General features: G+C 46.5%; 11 protein-coding genes, 1 pseudogene and 1 other annotated feature. Of the genes and pseudogenes, 4 read left to right on the top strand and 8 right to left on the bottom strand.

Annotation, left to right across the window (positions count from 1 at the left end; genetic code table 11):
* Positions 1 to 26: 26 nt before the first annotated feature.
* Positions 27 to 251 (bottom strand) — a binding site (T-box leader).
* A gap of 107 nt (positions 252 to 358) precedes the next feature.
* Positions 359 to 1,225: a LysR family transcriptional regulator gene (locus ACNFN4_RS18550; protein WP_448200379.1), complete on the bottom strand. Its 867-nt coding sequence runs from the start codon at positions 1,223 to 1,225 to the stop codon at positions 359 to 361.
* A 118-nt stretch (positions 1,226 to 1,343) separates the two neighbouring features.
* Here ACNFN4_RS18550 and ACNFN4_RS18545 point away from each other — a divergent pair, with 118 nt between their 5' ends.
* Complete coding sequence (locus tag ACNFN4_RS18545) at positions 1,344 to 2,324, top strand: zinc-binding dehydrogenase (protein ID WP_448200378.1); 981 nt, start codon at positions 1,344 to 1,346, stop codon at positions 2,322 to 2,324.
* Positions 2,325 to 2,655: 331 nt separating this feature from the next.
* Here ACNFN4_RS18545 and gltD read toward each other — a convergent pair whose 3' ends face one another.
* On the bottom strand, positions 2,656 to 4,137 hold the full coding sequence (gene gltD / locus ACNFN4_RS18540; protein ID WP_003153838.1) for a glutamate synthase small subunit: 1,482 nt from the start codon (positions 4,135 to 4,137) through the stop codon (positions 2,656 to 2,658).
* A 16-nt stretch (positions 4,138 to 4,153) separates the two neighbouring features.
* A complete protein-coding gene (gene gltB / locus ACNFN4_RS18535; protein WP_448200377.1) occupies positions 4,154 to 8,713 on the bottom strand; it encodes a glutamate synthase large subunit in 4,560 nt (1,519 codons plus the stop codon).
* Positions 8,714 to 8,858: 145 nt separating this feature from the next.
* Here gltB and ACNFN4_RS18530 point away from each other — a divergent pair, with 145 nt between their 5' ends.
* On the top strand, positions 8,859 to 9,761 hold the full coding sequence (locus tag ACNFN4_RS18530) for a LysR family transcriptional regulator (RefSeq protein WP_014418086.1): 903 nt from the start codon (positions 8,859 to 8,861) through the stop codon (positions 9,759 to 9,761).
* A 60-nt stretch (positions 9,762 to 9,821) separates the two neighbouring features.
* Here the strand turns inward: ACNFN4_RS18530 and proB are convergent, their stop codons facing one another.
* The 4 genes from proB to ACNFN4_RS18510 all read right to left on the bottom strand — a co-directional run bounded on the left by proB (position 9,822) and on the right by ACNFN4_RS18510 (position 13,369).
* On the bottom strand, positions 9,822 to 10,940 hold the full coding sequence (gene proB / locus ACNFN4_RS18525; RefSeq protein ID WP_014418087.1) for a glutamate 5-kinase: 1,119 nt from the start codon (positions 10,938 to 10,940) through the stop codon (positions 9,822 to 9,824).
* Positions 10,941 to 10,964: 24 nt separating this feature from the next.
* Complete coding sequence (proC, locus tag ACNFN4_RS18520; RefSeq protein ID WP_448200376.1) at positions 10,965 to 11,813, bottom strand: pyrroline-5-carboxylate reductase family protein; 849 nt, start codon at positions 11,811 to 11,813, stop codon at positions 10,965 to 10,967.
* A gap of 185 nt (positions 11,814 to 11,998) precedes the next feature.
* A complete protein-coding gene (gene rtp, locus ACNFN4_RS18515; RefSeq protein WP_003153833.1) occupies positions 11,999 to 12,367 on the bottom strand; it encodes a replication termination protein in 369 nt (122 codons plus the stop codon).
* Between the two features lie 285 nt (positions 12,368 to 12,652).
* Entirely contained in the window at positions 12,653 to 13,369 is a 717-nt protein-coding gene (locus ACNFN4_RS18510) for a 3-ketoacyl-ACP reductase (protein ID WP_007407344.1), read from the bottom strand.
* Between the two features lie 128 nt (positions 13,370 to 13,497).
* On the opposite strand from ACNFN4_RS18510, the gene ACNFN4_RS18505 reads away from it, so the two are divergent.
* Both ACNFN4_RS18505 and ACNFN4_RS18500 read left to right on the top strand, forming a co-directional pair.
* Complete coding sequence (locus ACNFN4_RS18505; protein ID WP_025650368.1) at positions 13,498 to 13,803, top strand: DUF948 domain-containing protein; 306 nt, start codon at positions 13,498 to 13,500, stop codon at positions 13,801 to 13,803.
* Between the two features lie 65 nt (positions 13,804 to 13,868).
* A complete protein-coding gene (locus ACNFN4_RS18500) occupies positions 13,869 to 14,630 on the top strand; it encodes a hypothetical protein (RefSeq protein WP_448200375.1) in 762 nt (253 codons plus the stop codon).
* A 31-nt stretch (positions 14,631 to 14,661) separates the two neighbouring features.
* Here the strand turns inward: ACNFN4_RS18500 and ACNFN4_RS18495 are convergent.
* Positions 14,662 to 15,878: pseudogene (locus tag ACNFN4_RS18495) on the bottom strand (RbtT/DalT/CsbX family MFS transporter).
* Positions 15,879 to 15,904: the final 26 nt, after the last annotated feature.

Raw genomic sequence — 15,904 nt, 5'->3', positions numbered from 1 at the left:
TAAACATAAAAACACACTCATCCCAAAAAAGGGACGAGTGTGTGTCAGACCCGCGGTTCCACCCAAATTCCCGCCACTTCAAGTGACGGCTCATTTTTGCCGTAACGCGGCTATACGGTATCGGCTGCTTTCGTTCACCGATACAGCTCAAAAGGCGGTAAGCTCATTCTTCGTGCCGGGAAGGTCTCAGCCGCGCCCTCCCTCTCTGTATGGCCGGTTAAAATGTCTCATGTCCTTATCATTGCAGATACTTTATCCGAAAAACTTTCTTTTATTATACATAAATTTTCCGAAAAAGAAAGTTTTTTTAAGAAAAACCAGAACGAAAAAAATTGGCGTACACAGCTGTCCTGTTTTCTCATCTTCCGTTCGGTAATGCTTTTAATCCATTCAGCAGTTCTTCAAACGCCGATGTCAAAAATAAATCACTCCGGTAGATGAATGATATATTCATATTCCGAAAATGTTCAGGGAGCTCATGAAGAAAAAGATTTTTCCTGTTTTGAAAATAACGGACGGCTGATGCAGGCAGAAAGGAAACCCCCATCCCCGCCTGCACCGCCCCAATAATGGCTTCCAACGTACCGAATTCAATGATTTTATGTGCGGGCACTGCCTCTTCTTTCAGTATGTTTTTTATTTTGCGGCGGTGCGAACAGCCCGCGGCAAAATAAAGAATCGGCTCTCGCAACAAGTCTTGCAAACTGCCTTCCCGCTCATTTGAGACCAAGACCAATTCTTCTTGAAATACAGCGACTTGCTCAAGATCTTCGTATTCGACCGGTCCATAAACAAAAGCGCCGTCCAGCTCATAATGTAAGACGCGCTGCACTAAGGTATGTGTATCACCGGTTGACAGAGACAGCTGTACTTTCGGGTAACGGCTGCAATACTCCGTGAAAAATTGAGGGAGATGGACGGCTGCCGCCGTTTCAAGAGAACCGATTCGAAGCGGGCCGTTCGGATCGCCTGCCTCTTGCGCCGTTTTTTGCGCCTCATGCAGCAATTGAAGGATTCTGTCTGCGTCTTTCAATAAGTTTTCACCTGCGGGCGTCAGCGTCATCCCCCGATTTGTGCGGTAAAAAAGCTGTGTTTGCAATTGCCGTTCCAGCTGCTGAATCCGGTTTGTCACATTTGATTGAACATAATGCAGGCTTTCTGCCGCCTTTGAAATACTTCCTTTGCGGGCGACAGCCTGAAAAATCTTTAAGTCTCCGCTTTCCATGTAAGGACACCTTCTTGTTATGATTTTTATTGATAGCCGGCTATCAATTTTCATTTATTTACTGCAGCTGATACAGCCTGTAAAATCTTTCTCATCAATTATAAAGGAGAGAAGAATGATGAATGCCCTTATCATACACGAAAATGGCTTTGATTTCAGGCAGGCACCTGACAAACGGCCGGGAAACGGCGAAGTAAAAATAAAGCTGAAAACAGCCGGATTAAACCATCGCGATTTGTTTTTAATGAAAAAACACAAAACCGGAAACCATGAATTTACTCTCGGTTCAGACGGCGCGGGAATCGTAACCGAAATAGGACACGGCGTCCGGTCTCATTTACTGCATGCAGAAGTCATCATCAACCCGGTGCTGAATTGGAAGACTGTTGAGGACGTACCAGCCGTCCCTGATATTTTAGGTGGTCCGAGCGACGGAACATTTTCACCTTATGTCATCGTTCCTGAGGAAAATGCCGTTTTAAAACCCGAACACCTGACTTGGGAGGAAGCGGGCGTGCTGCCGTTATCAGCATTAACCGCTTATCGCGCCTTATTTACAAAAGGACAATTAAAAAAAGGCGAACACCTTATCCTTCCGGGCATCGGAAGCGGCGTGGCAACATATGCCTTATTAATGGCAAAAGCTATCGGAGCGACAGTCAGCGTCACTTCCCGCAGCGAAAACAAAAAACAAACCGCACTGTCATACGGTGCAGACCGGGCAATTGACAGCTACGGTGACTGGAATGAGGCGCTGAATGGCGAAAAAGCAGATATCATACTTGACGGTGTAGGCCCCGCCTTGTTTCAACACTATCTTGACATTATGAAACCGAATGGCCGGATCGTAACATTTGGCGCCAGTTCAGGCGATCAGCTCGGATTTCCTATTCGCTCGCTGTTTTTTCCGCAGATTCATATTCTCGGTACATCAATGGGAAGCAATGAGGAATTCGCGGATATGCTGGAATTGATAAACCGCTGCGGCATCCGTCCCATTATCGACCGCATGTACCCTCTCAGTGAAGCAGCTGCCGCTTTTAACAGAATGCGGGAAGGACGGCAGTTCGGCAATATCGGCTTTCGTTTGGATGTCTAAAAAAGAGGAGCGGACCCGTCCGTTTCCTTATGTGTTTATAAGCGTTTCCGCTTGAAATTCAATATGTTTTTCTTCATCAATTAAAATCTGCCCGCAAATCGACTGCAGACATACAGAGCCCGTCACGTTTTTTAAGGCGTCACAATAAACGGCTCAAGGCTTGCAAATCGTCTCAGTTTGCGGAAGAAAACAATCTCTCCACTCTGTAAAACAAAAATCCATATGTTATCTTCCATGTTACCCTTATATGACCAATACAGGAAGAAGGAGGTTTCATTTCAATACGAAAAACCGGCTGATCCCAGCCGGTTTTATAAATAAACCCCTTTATTTACGGTAAAACAGTGCTCCCCATTAAATAACTGTCGACTTCGCGCGCTGCTTCCCGGCCTTCATTAATCGCCCATACAATCAGGCTTTGGCCCCTTCTCGCATCCCCTGCGGCGAAAACACCGTCAACATTCGTTTTATAATCCCCATATGCCGCCTGAATTTTATGATTTGCCGAATCGACACCGAACTGTTTCAATAATGGCTGTTCTGTCCCTTCAAAACCGATGGCGATGAACACCAGCTGAGCAGGCCATACTTTTTCTGTACCGGGCAGTTCATGAAATTCATACTTTCCGAATTCGTTTCTGACTTTTTCCATTTGAATGGTGTGAATCTCTTGTAAGCGGCCCTGCTTATCGGCCACCATTTTTGTCGTCTGAATTGAATATTCTCTAGGGTCTTTGCCGAACTTTGCCTGCGCTTCTTCATAGGCGTATTCAAGGGTAAAGACGTGCGGCTGTTCAGGCCACATATTGTCGTTCGTGCGCGTTTGAGGAAGTTTAGGATGTTTCCCGAACTGATGCACGCTGCGCGCTTTTTGACGCAGCGCGGTTGCCACGCAATCAGCTCCTGTGTCTCCTCCGCCGATTACGATGACGTCTTTCCCTTTAGCGTCTATAAATTGTTTGTCTTTGAAGTTGGAATCTAAATAGCTTTTCGTCGCCAGTGTTAAATAGTCCATCGCATAATGGACGCCTTTTGCTTCCCGGCCTTCAATCAGCAGATTGCGCTGCTTTTGGGCGCCTGTGCACAAAATGACGGCATCAAATTGTTCTTTCAGCTCATCTGCTGTTATGTCAACGCCGATTTCGGTATTTGTCACAAAATCTATACCTTCCTGCGTCAAAAGCTTTATACGGCGTTCGACGACATTTTTCTCAAGCTTCATGCTCGGAATGCCGTACATCAGCAGGCCGCCGGCTCTGTCGGCACGCTCATAGACTGTTACGGAATGACCGGCTTGATTCAGCTGATCAGCGCTTGCCAAACCTGCCGGGCCTGAACCGACGACAGCGACTTTTTTACCTGTGCGTTTCGCTGGAATTCTCGGCTGAATCCATCCGTTTTCAAACCCTTTGTCAATGATCGTCCGCTCGATGTTTTTAATTGAAACAGCCGGATCTGAAATGGCCAGCGTACAAGATCCTTCACAAGGAGCGGGACAGACCCGCCCTGTGAATTCAGGAAAGTTATTCGTTTTCAGAAGGCGCTCCAAGGCTTCTTTCCAGCGCCCCCGATAGACGAGGTCATTCCACTCCGGTATCAGATTATAAATCGGGCAGCCGGAGGTAAAACCGTTGATATCAGCGCCGATTTGGCAAAACGGTGTGCCGCAATCCATACACCGCGCCCCCTGCCGCTTTGACGCTTCATCTGAAAATGGAGCCGAATACTCTTTCCAATCCTTTAAGCGAGTGAGAGGGTCCCGCTCAGCCGGTTTTTCTCGTTTTTCTTCCATGAATCCAGTTGGTTTCCCCATGTTCCTCTCCCCTTTCTTACTGTACTACCGCTTGTTTATGGTCTTTGGCAGGCGTTTGGTGAACCTTTGTATTGGCTTCAAAAGCATACATAATTGCGTCTTCTTCTGATAAACCCGCCGCTTTTTGTTCTTCGATGCTGAGGAGCATTTGTTTATAGTTTTTCGGAATGACTTTGATAAAGGTTTCTGCGGCTTTTTCCCAATTGTCCAGGAGATCTGCGGCTTTTTTGCTGTTTGTCAGCGCCGCGTGCCGTTTGACCATTTCTTGCACTTCTTTGATCTCAGCCTCATCCGTCAGCTTTTCAAATGAAATCATTTCCATGTTGCATTTGCGTTTAAATGCTTTGGCATCATCACTCAGGACGTATGCGATACCGCCTGACATTCCCGCCCCGAAGTTTTTGCCGACTTCGCCGAGGACGACAACCCGGCCGCCTGTCATGTATTCACAGCCGTGGTCTCCGATACCTTCTACAACGACATTGACTCCGCTGTTACGGACTGCAAAACGTTCACCGGCGCGCCCGTTAATGTACGCTTCCCCGCTTGTTGCTCCGTAAAATGCGACGTTCCCGATAATAACGTTATCGTGTGTTTCACAATTGAAGGCATCAGGCGCTTTCACGATGATTTTTCCGCCTGAAAGCCCTTTGCCTACGTAGTCATTTGAATCGCCGTTCAAATGAAGCGTCATCCCTTTAGGGACAAATGCTCCGAAACTCTGTCCGGCTGATCCGGTAAAATGAAGTCTGATTGTATCATCCGGCAGGCCTTCAGCTCCGTAGCGTTTAGAAATTTCACTTCCCGTCACGGTTCCGGCTACACGATTTGTATTATTGATCTTGATTTCAGCTTCCGCTTCCTGACCGGCTTCAATTGCAGCCTGCACCGCCGGAAGAATAACCGTCATATCAAGCGACTCGTCGATTTTATGGTTTTGCGCCGTACGGAAAGTACGTACGCCTTCAGGCTGGTACAGCAGTGTGGATAAATCAAGCTGGCCCGCTTTCCAATGCGCTTTTGCACGTTCACTGACATGAAGAACGTCTGTCCGTCCGATCATTTCATCAAGCGTCTTAAAGCCTAATTGCGCCATATATTCACGCACTTCTTCTGCGACAAACAGCATGTAATTTACGATATGGTCAGGATCGCCCATGAATTTCTTGCGGAGCTCCGGATTTTGCGTCGCGACACCTACAGGACATGTATCTAAATGGCAGGCGCGCATCATGACACAGCCGAGAACGACAAGCGGCGCTGTAGCAAAGCCGAATTCCTCCGCACCGAGCAAGGCGGCCATCACGACATCTCGGCCTGTCATCAGCTTACCGTCCGTTTCCAATACCACGCGATCCCGTAAACCGTTCAGCATCAGCGTTTGGTGAGCTTCTGCAAGACCAAGCTCCCACGGAAGACCCGTATGTTTAATACTTGTTTTCGGCGACGCGCCCGTTCCGCCATCGTAGCCGCTGATGACGATGACATCCGCAGTGCCTTTTGCCACACCGGCCGCAATCGTGCCGACACCGGCTTTTGACACGAGCTTGACGCTGATTCGCGCGCTTCGATTTGCATTTTTCAAATCATGAATCAGCTGCGCCAAATCTTCAATTGAATAAATATCATGGTGAGGAGGCGGTGAGATCAGCCCTACACCTGGTGTAGAACCGCGGACATCCGCGACCCAAGGATATACCTTGTTGCCCGGAAGCTGACCGCCTTCTCCCGGCTTCGCCCCTTGCGCCATTTTGATCTGCAATTCATCCGCATTGACGAGATAATGGCTCTTTACACCGAAACGGCCGGAAGCGATCTGTTTAATCGCACTTCTTCTGTCGTCGCCATTTTCATCCGGAACGAAACGTTTCGGGTCCTCGCCGCCTTCTCCGCTGTTGCTTTTTCCGCCAAGCCTGTTCATCGCTATCGCTAAAGCCTCATGGGCTTCCTTGCTTAATGAACCGAATGACATCGCTCCTGTTTTAAAACGTTTCACAATGGACGCAGCTGATTCAACTTCCTCTAATTTTAAAGGCTTGCGGTCTTCTTTGAAGGCGAACAGATTGCGTAAAAATCCGATTCGTTCTTCATCCGCTGCATGAGAATACTGCTTAAACAGGCTGTAATCATTTTTGCGGCAGGCCCATTGCAGGGTATGGATGGTTTTCGGGTTGAAAGCGTGGTGCTCTCCCCCGTTCCGCCATTGGAATTCACTTCCCGGATCAAGAGTTTGGCTGTAATCATCCTTGTACGCCGCTTGATGGCGCTTCTTCGCTTCTTGCGCAATCGTCTCGATATCGATTCCGCCAAGCTGAGATGCAGTACCGGTAAAGTATTTGGCGATAACGTCTTCACCGATGCCGACCGCTTCAAAAATTTGGGCGCCCCTGTAACTTTGCACAGTTGAAATTCCCATTTTTGACATCACTTTCACGACGCCTTCTGTTACGCTCTTTCCGTATTTGCTGACAGCTTCTTCATACGGAATATCAAGCCGGCCTTCATCGATTTCCTGCTTATACGTAGCGTAAGTCAAATACGGATTGACAGCATCGGCACCATATCCGATGAGAGCCGCAAAGTGATGAACTTCACGCGCTTCCCCGGATTCAACGATAATGCTTGCTTTTGTTCGCAGACCTTGGCGGATCAAATGCTGATGCAGCGCACTGACGGCCAAAAGCGGCGGAATCGGCGTCAACTCTTTACTCATTGCCCTGTCAGATAAAATTAACAGAGATACACCTTCCTTGATCGCTTTTTCCGCCTGCTGAAACAAATCCTTCAGGCCTTTTTCCAGGTCATCGGAAAACAGCGTGCGGATGTTCTGGCTCTTAATGTCAGGGTGCACAAGTGTTTTCAGCGCATAAAACTGTTCGTTTGATAATACAGGAGTATACAATTTTATGCGGCGTGCATTTCTTTCACTCGGATGCAGCAGATCGCCTTCAGCTCCAAGCCATGTCACCGTAGAGGTCACAAGCTGCTCGCGGATCGCGTCAATCGGCGGGTTTGTGACTTGCGCAAACAGCTGTTTAAAGTAATGAAACAGTGATTGGGCGCGATCGGATAAAACGGCGAGCGGCGAATCATTCCCCATAGAGCCGAGCGGGTCCTTGCCTTCTTTAATAACAGGAATTAAATACTTCTGAATATCTTCATACGTATAGCCAAACGCTTTTTGACGGACGAGAAGATCATCGAATTGTTCCTCTTCCCGGATTTCCGGGTCAGGATTCACTTGAACCAATTCTTCTTCAAGCCATTTTTGATAAGGGAATTCATTGGCAATTTCTGTTTTCACTTCTTCATCTGAAATAATCCGGCCTTCCTCTAAGTCAATGAGCAGCATTTTTCCGGGCTCCAGACGTTTTTTATGAAGAATGTTCTCCTGCTCTACTTCAATAACGCCGACCTCAGATGAGAAAATAATATGCTCATCTTTTGTCACATAGTAACGTGCCGGACGCAGACCGTTACGGTCAAGGATGGCACCGATTTGTTTTCCGTCCGTAAACGAAATGGCGGTCGGCCCGTCCCACGGCTCCATTAAAGAGCTGTGATATTCATAAAAAGCCCGTTTCGCTTTAGACATGTGAGTGTTTTCTGTCCATGGTTCCGGAATCAGCATCATTGCCGTATGTGCCGGTTTCCGCCCCGCCATCACGAAAAATTCAAACGCATTATCAAGAATGGATGAGTCACTGCCCTCATCATTTAAAATCGGCAGTACTTTGTGAAGATCGTCTCCGAAGCTTTCTGAAACGAACTGCTGCTCCCTCGCTCTCATCCAATTGATGTTGCCCCGGAGCGTATTGATTTCTCCGTTATGAATCAGATAGCGGTTCGGATGGGCACGTTCCCAAGTAGGAAAGGTATTTGTGCTGAATCTTGAATGCACGAGTGAAAATGCAGATACGAAGGTTTCATCCTGCAAATCCAAATAAAAAGCGTCAACCTGCTCAGGCGTTAACAATCCTTTATAAACAATAGTCTGGTTTGACAAGCTTGCGAAGTAAAAATCAAGCTGTTCTTGAACGCCCCAATTTTCCGCCTGCTTCCGGATGACATACAGTTTGCGTTCAAAAGCAAGGCTGTCTTTCAAATCGTTTGCGGCGCCGATGAATACTTGACGCACATACGGGCAAGTGCTTTGTGCCACTGTTCCGATTTTTCCGACATTTACAGGGACGGTTCTCCAGCCGAGAACGATCTGTCCTTCCTGCTCAATGAATGCATTCACCTGTTTTTCGATCTTTTTTCTTTCCTCTTCATTTTGCGAGAAAAAGACCATTCCTACCCCGTAACGGCCTTTTTCCGGCAGTCTCATTTCTCCGCACTCTTTCTTAAAAAAAGCATCAGGGATCTGAACCATCAGGCCGGCGCCGTCACCCGTATTCGGATCACTGCCCTGTCCTCCTCTGTGATCCAGCTGGCAAAGCATCTTCAGTCCTTTTTTGACAATGTCATGTGAAGGTTTCCCTTTTAAATGGGCATACAAGCCGATTCCGCATGCATCGTGCTCAAATTCCGGACGGTAGAGACCTTGTGCTTTCGGCATTTGATTGTAAGTCATAATTCCTCTCCCCCGATCAGTTTCCGTTAATTATCGGTCATAAAATCTGACAACTTTAAATTAATTGTAAGTTTTCAAAACAATATAAACAATATATAATTTAGATCAAATACATCTCAAAATGAGATAGATGGGTGTGAACGCAATGGAATTACGCCAGCTTCGGTATTTTATGGAGGTAGCAGAACGGGAACATGTGTCAGAAGCGGCTGATCATCTGCATGTCGCACAATCCGCCATCAGCAGGCAGATTGCAAATCTTGAAGAAGAGCTGAAAGTCACTTTATTTGAACGGGAAGGCAGAAATATTAAATTAACGCCGATCGGCAAGCAATTTTTAGAACATGTTAAAACGGCGATGAAAGCAATTGATTACGCGAAGGAACAAATTGATGAATATCTTGATCCGAATCGCGGAACCGTCAAAATAGGATTTCCGACGAGCCTTGCAAGCCAGCTTTTGCCGACGGTGATTTCGGCATTTAAAGAGGAATACCCGAACGTTGAGTTTTTGCTCCGTCAGGGGTCTTATAAGTTTTTAATTGAAGCCGTAAGAAACAGGGATATAGATGCGGCGCTGCTCGGCCCCGTTCCGACGGAATTCCCCGACATAACAGGTCATATCTTATTCACGGAAAAGATTTACGCGCTTGTTCCGCTGCATCATCCGCTTGCCAAACAGAAAAATATTCATTTAATTGATCTGCGCGGCGACCAATTCGTTTTATTTCCTGAAGGGTTTATTCTCCGAAACATGGCGATTGACGCTTGCAGACAGGCCGGCTTTGCGCCGCTAGTATCGACGGAGGGCGAGGATTTAGATGCCATTAAAGGGTTAGTCTCCGCGGGGATGGGAGTGACTTTATTACCTGAAAGCACCTTTGCAGAAACCACACCCCGGTTCACGGTCAAAATTCCGATTGAATTTCCTCAAGTGAAGCGCACCGTAGGCATTATTAAACCAAAAGGAAGGGAACTGGCTCCGTCTGCAAATGATTTCTATCATTTTGTCATTCAATTTTTCTCCAAACTTGAACAATATCAATAAAAAACAAACCCGAGCTTCAAAACGAAGCCTCGGGCTTTTTCATATTTTTATAGATCTTTCTCAGCCGATCGGAATGGATAGTTCAACGTGGCAGACAAATGCTTCCGGATCAATGACTGATTGATCGCCCTGTTTATGCGGCGTTTCTTTAAATGTCTTCAGCTGGGCTGAGGAATAGTTGACGATGCCGAGTCCGAGCTCTTCTCCCTGCTGATCAAGCAGCCTGACAACCGCTCCGCTGCTGAATCTGCCCTTAATCTGCTCGATGTCCTGCGGTGACAGCTCCATATTTCCGTTCGCGACATCGCGGCTGCTTTCTTTTTCCATCACAATTTCACCTTCGGGGCCGGAATTAAATGCAAGCCATTGTTCTTTGTGGTTTAACGGCAGGGTTCCTTCCGCTTCAAAATAAGTTCCTTCAGCCGCCTCATCTACCGCTTGAAGCAGAATGTCCGGAATGTTAGCCTGCCCGAGAAAGCCTTTAATACCGGAGGCCATCACAATTTTAAAAGCATCCAGTTTCGAACGCATTCCGCCGGTTCCCATTTCACTCCCGGCATCTCCCGCGCTTGCTTCTATTTCCGGAGTGATGTCACTTACATGTCTGATTCTTTTCGCCTTCGGGTTGCTGCGCGGATTATCATCATATAAACCGTCAATGTCTGATAAAATCACAAGCATGTCGGCATCAATTAAACCTGCCACCTTCGCTGCGAGTGTATCGTTATCTCCGAATTTCAGCCGGTTGACTGTGACCGTGTCATTTTCATTAATAATCGGAATAATGCCCCGTTCCAAAAGGACGTTCATCGTATTGCGCACATTATGGTAGCGGTATTCATCGGAAAAGTCGCTTCTTGTAATTAAAATTTGTGATGCGACATAACCGTGCGCTAAAAACAGCTTTGAATAAGCCTCCATTAATAATCCCTGCCCGATGGAAGCGGAAGCCTGTTTTTCAGGGAGGCTTTCCGGTTTCTGAATAAATCCGAGCTTCCTATAACCTGCCGCCACTGCGCCGGAAGATACTAAAATCACTTCATAGCCGCTGTCTTTCAGCTGTGCGATTTGATCCACCAATGCTTCCAGCTTTCTTCTGCTGATTTCCCCGTGCAGGCTCGTCAGTGAGCTGCTGCCGATTTTCACCGCGACTCTTTTGATCTTCGTCCGAGACGTCACTGTATCACTCCTGTTTTTTAACGATTATAGTGCTGCCGTTTTTTCAATTGTTTTGCTGATCTCAATAGAACGTTCGGTCGCGTGTTTAATGGCTTTGGCAATGGCTTCTCCGCCGCCTTCTGACCTGAGCGCATCGAGGCCGGCTTCCGTCGTGCCGTTTGGAGAGGTGATGTTTTCCCGAAGCACATCCGGTTTTTCACCCGTTTCCATCAGCATTTTAGCTGCGCCCAATAACGTTTGCGCGCCGATTTTGCGGGACAGTCGTTTGTCTAAGCCGGCTTCTTCACCTGCTTTTTCAATAAACTCCATTAAATAATAAAAGTACGCCGGTCCGCTGCCTGCGATGCCGGTGAAAATGTCCATCTGATCTTCCTTGATCACGTATACTTCCCCGAGGCATTCCAAAAGGGATACCGCGGTTTTTGCTGAACCGTAAGAGACATGGTCTCCGAAAGCCGCAGCTGTTGCCGATTCGCCGATCATGCTGGATGTGTTCGGCATCACTCTTACAACCGGCTGACGGTCATGTAATGATTGTTGTATAAATGAGGTTGTTATGCCTGCCAGAACAGACAGGATGATTTGATGAGGTTGAATACGCCGTTTCAGCGTAGCAAGAGCGATTTCAGCATCCTTCGGTTTCATGGCTAAAATAAAGACATCAATGTCTTCGGTTTTCATGCTGTCAAAAGCAATGCCTTGAATTCCGTATTGATGTTCCAATTCAGCGAGTCGCTCTGTATTGCGGCGGTTTGTCACGCAGATGTTTTGGTTGGGAATTTTTTTTGCGCGGACCATGCCTGATATCATTCCTTCAGCCATTGATCCTGCTCCGATAAAAGTAATTTTCTTTTGATCTAAGATCGGTAACATCTCCCTTGTTCGTATTTTGTTCGTATTTTTCACACGTTTTTTATGTTACCACTTCAGGAGTCGATGTCAAGTTTGAAGGTTTTATTGATGTGTATTGTTCCGAGCCTGTTATTATGTATAATGAATCACAAAACAAACCTTACAAATCTTTTGAGCCCGGGAGGCCGGGTTCGTTCCGGCCGGATTTAAAAATTATCTGAAATGGCTTTTTCTATCAGCTTTTTGCAGCGGTCAAGCTCTGTCTTCAGCTGTTTTTTGTAAAGCTTCGCAGCTTCATAGTCTTTAAATTGATAGAGAACGACTTCCTGGAGTTTGGCTCCCTCTTTTTTCACTTTTACTTGCTTTAAAATCCCGTCATCCAAAAGTTCGTGAAGTGAACGGTACACCTCGGTATGATTCGGCTTAAAACCGATGGGTTTAAATTCCGAACGCAGCACCTCGAGAAGCTTCAGTCCGTAAAGCCGTTCCTGCTCTGTCATTGTAATCATGTAAAGCTTTAAAAAAGCTCTTTGTTTCACTAAAAAACCGGTTGAACTTCTTTTTTCTTCTTTCAATATGTGCACACCCTTCCTTCTAACAAATTATTCCATGTACTAAATATTCTCTTTATATCCCGTTTTCCCTTTTATCGTTCGGACAGTTTGATTTGTATTGATTTGTTTTTTGGAGGCGGGGAAAATAATTTTAATGAACATTTGGTACATAGTTTATTTAGTTTAATTATAACTGATATCGGTTTCTTTTTCACTCTTTTTTCTGCAAAAACGGATCTTTATGCCTATTTATTCGGGTTGCGGAAACAAAAAAAAGACCCGTCACGAAGACAGGTCCCCTTTTGTTTAAGGATTAGTTGACCACAAACCGGCAGTTTTGATGAAAATGCGCGGATGTAATTTCAATTGAGCAACCATATATTCTGCAAGATCCTCAGGCTGCATGACTTTTTCCGGATTGCCGTCTGTCAGATTTAATTCAATAGACATGTCGCTGGCAACCGTGCTCGGAGTCATTGCGCTGACACGGATATTGTGTTTTCTGACTTCCTGCATGAGAGATTCGGTCAGACCGAGAACGGCAAATTTAGAAGCGCTGTACGCACTTGTCGCCGCGGCGCCTCTTTGGCCCGCCGTAGAAGAAATATTAATGATATCTCCTGATTTTCTCTCAATCATTTCAGGAAGAACGGCGCGTGTCACGTGGTATACACCCATTACATTAACTTGAATGATGTCTTCCCACTCTTCAGGCGTAAGATCCAAAAATCCGCCGAATTTGCTGATTCCGGCATTGTTAATCAAGATGTCAATCTCACCGAGTTCTTCTTTAATAGAGGAGACGGCTTGCTCAACCTCTTTTTGGTTTTTTACATCGGCAGCAGCGAATGATGCCTTTACACCAAGGGCTTTCACTTCTTCCGCAACCTTTTCGACATTTGCTTCTGTGCGGCCGATTAAACCGATATTGACTCCTTCTTTGGCTAAAGCGATAGCGGCGGCGCGGCCGATTCCTCTGCCCGCACCCGTGATAAGAGCCGTTTTGTTTTGTAAGCTTTCCACGTCTTTCACCCTTTCTGAATGTCCTTATGTACGATTTCACATTATAAGCAGAAAAAAAACAATTAGCAAATAAAATGATTCAACACGATCCGTAAAGGGTATCAACTGAAAAAAGGAGTGAAAAGAAGATGATCATCATTTTGTATATCAGTGCTGCCGTTGCGGCTGCCGCTTTAATTTATGCAGCCGTATCCGCCGTGCGTTTTAAAAGAAACACAGCGCCTGATATAAAGAAAATTAACGCCGCGACAGCGTCCATGCAGACGGCCGTTGATGAAATCAAAACAGAAACCGATCTGTTATCGCAAAAGCAAAAAGAACTGCAGGAAGATTTTCTCACTAAAAAAACAGCCGTGCAAACGACGGCGGCCGAAGTTAAAGGAACGCCTCACGTCTTAAAAATGCTCTGGAACGCCGGTAAAAGTGATGTATGAGCCTGCATGTCATCCGACGTTTTTGATGACACTAAGAGAAACCGGCGGATTCAAGGAGGCATAACATGATTTGCGATCGTGAGCGGCTTGCGCGTTTTTTGCAGCAGCTTAAATCACCATCTTCTTCGGGAGGGTTTACAAAATCGGATTTGCTGACTCCGGCTTTCCATTTAGCCAAGGACGGAGATCTGGATTTGTATTATTCGCCTCATAATGAATATATTAACCCTCATGCAGTCGTTGCCATTTCCGGAATCACACCCGGTTTTTTTCAAATGCAGCTGGCTTACAAAAAAGCGGCACAGCTTTTAAAAAATGGCGAAACGCTTGAAACGATAGCGTATGAAACAAAAAAAGTGGCCGGACTTTCCGGTTCAATGAGACAGAACATCATCGAAATGCTTAATGAATGCGGTCTGCCGGCCGCGCTTCACGTTGAGGATTCATCCCGGTTATTTGATTCAAAACGGGAGCTTCTTCATACAACGTCCGTTATCAAACACCCTGTTTTTTATAAACAGAAAAACTATACGGGACATCGGCCGGCAATCAGCAGATCAGCTCTTCTCAGCCGTTACGCGCTGACATGTTTTCCGGATGAAATAGAAATGATAGAAAAGAACATTCTGCTTATCCCTCTCGGCAAAGCAGCAGAATCAGCCTGCCGCATGCTGAAGAAGAACGGCAGAATGGGGCATGCGGTCATTCTGGAAGGCTTCCCGCATCCGTCCGGAGCAAACGGACATCGTTTCAAACAATTTCACGAAAACAAACAATCGTTACGTGAACAAATTCAGCGCTTTGCCGGGTTTCTTCAGCAGCTGTAAAAAAACGCCCCGAATTTTCGGGGCGCTGCTGTTAAGAAGCGTATTCAGGCAATGCTTTATTGTGTTTTGCCGTTTTCTCTTCAGGTATTTTGATTTGATTTGTCAAGATTGCACTTACGAAATAGAGCGCTGCGAAAATCCATACAACTCCTTGTGCGCCGACAAGTCCGATGAACGCCCAGGCAAGCGCGGGGCCGACAAATGCCGACAGGCCCGCAGCCAGATTTAACACAGACATGGCAGCACCTTTATCGCTGCCGGCCGCCGTCGGCACGATAGCCCCGATCGGAACGAACCCGGCGAGGAGCCCTCCCCATATAAAACCGACAATGCTGACGAAAAGCAAGTTCCCATGTGATACAACAGGAGCATAATATAATAAAAGAGTAAAAATGCCGCAGCCCACTCCCCCGAACCACATGACAGTCTTTTTCCAGCCGAAGGCATCACCGACTGCGCCGAAGATTAAGTTAAAGACGATATTTCCGAGAAAGATCGTTCCCCAAATTTGAAGCCATACATTTGTAGAAATGCCGTGCTGCGCCATATGCATCGGAAGAAATACCGGAAATCCGTATGTACCAATGCTGTTAATGATCCGAATGATCCCCCCAGAGAGCACGCGCGGATTTTCAGCAAGGATGGTGATTCCCTTCATTAATTCCTGCGCTTTTTCCCGCTTATCTGCCTTTTTCTTTTCAAAGCGGTCCCTGTTTAAAATCAAAGCAAAAAACGCGCCGAGGCAGACCCAGAAAATTGAACTCCACAGTGTATTCAAATAGCCGAAGGATTTGATGGCCCAGCTTGAATACCAAGCACCGAATACAAACATCCCGCAGCAATATGCAATCCAGAACCAGCCGACCGCCGTACTGAGCCTGTTTTTCGGCGACCGGTAAATCACCCATGTCAAAAATGAATAGGCAAACAGCGGATAACCCAGCCCTTTAATAAAATACGTGACATACATCACCGGCAAATTAAGATTTTCAAATCCGTATGCGATAAACGCGGCTATGCCGATAACGTAAAACAACAGCCCCATAACCATCGTCCGCTTTGCGCCGAAGGCTTCGAGGCAGACCCCTGAAAACCAAGACGCCACAGCGAGAGAAATACCGTAAACCGTAAACAGGGATGCTGATTGCTGTACCGTCAGCCTTGTTCAAGGCCGTCCCCCATCATAAACAGCACGACCCCTAAAAATCCCCAGGCGAGCTGTTTCGGAATTCCTATTTTATTAAGCATTTTTGTTCCTCCTCAGCAATCTCTCA

The organism is Bacillus sp. N1(2025), assembly GCF_053470005.1.
Note: the sequence above shows the minus strand (reverse complement) of the source record. Positions and strands in the feature narration are given on the sequence as shown.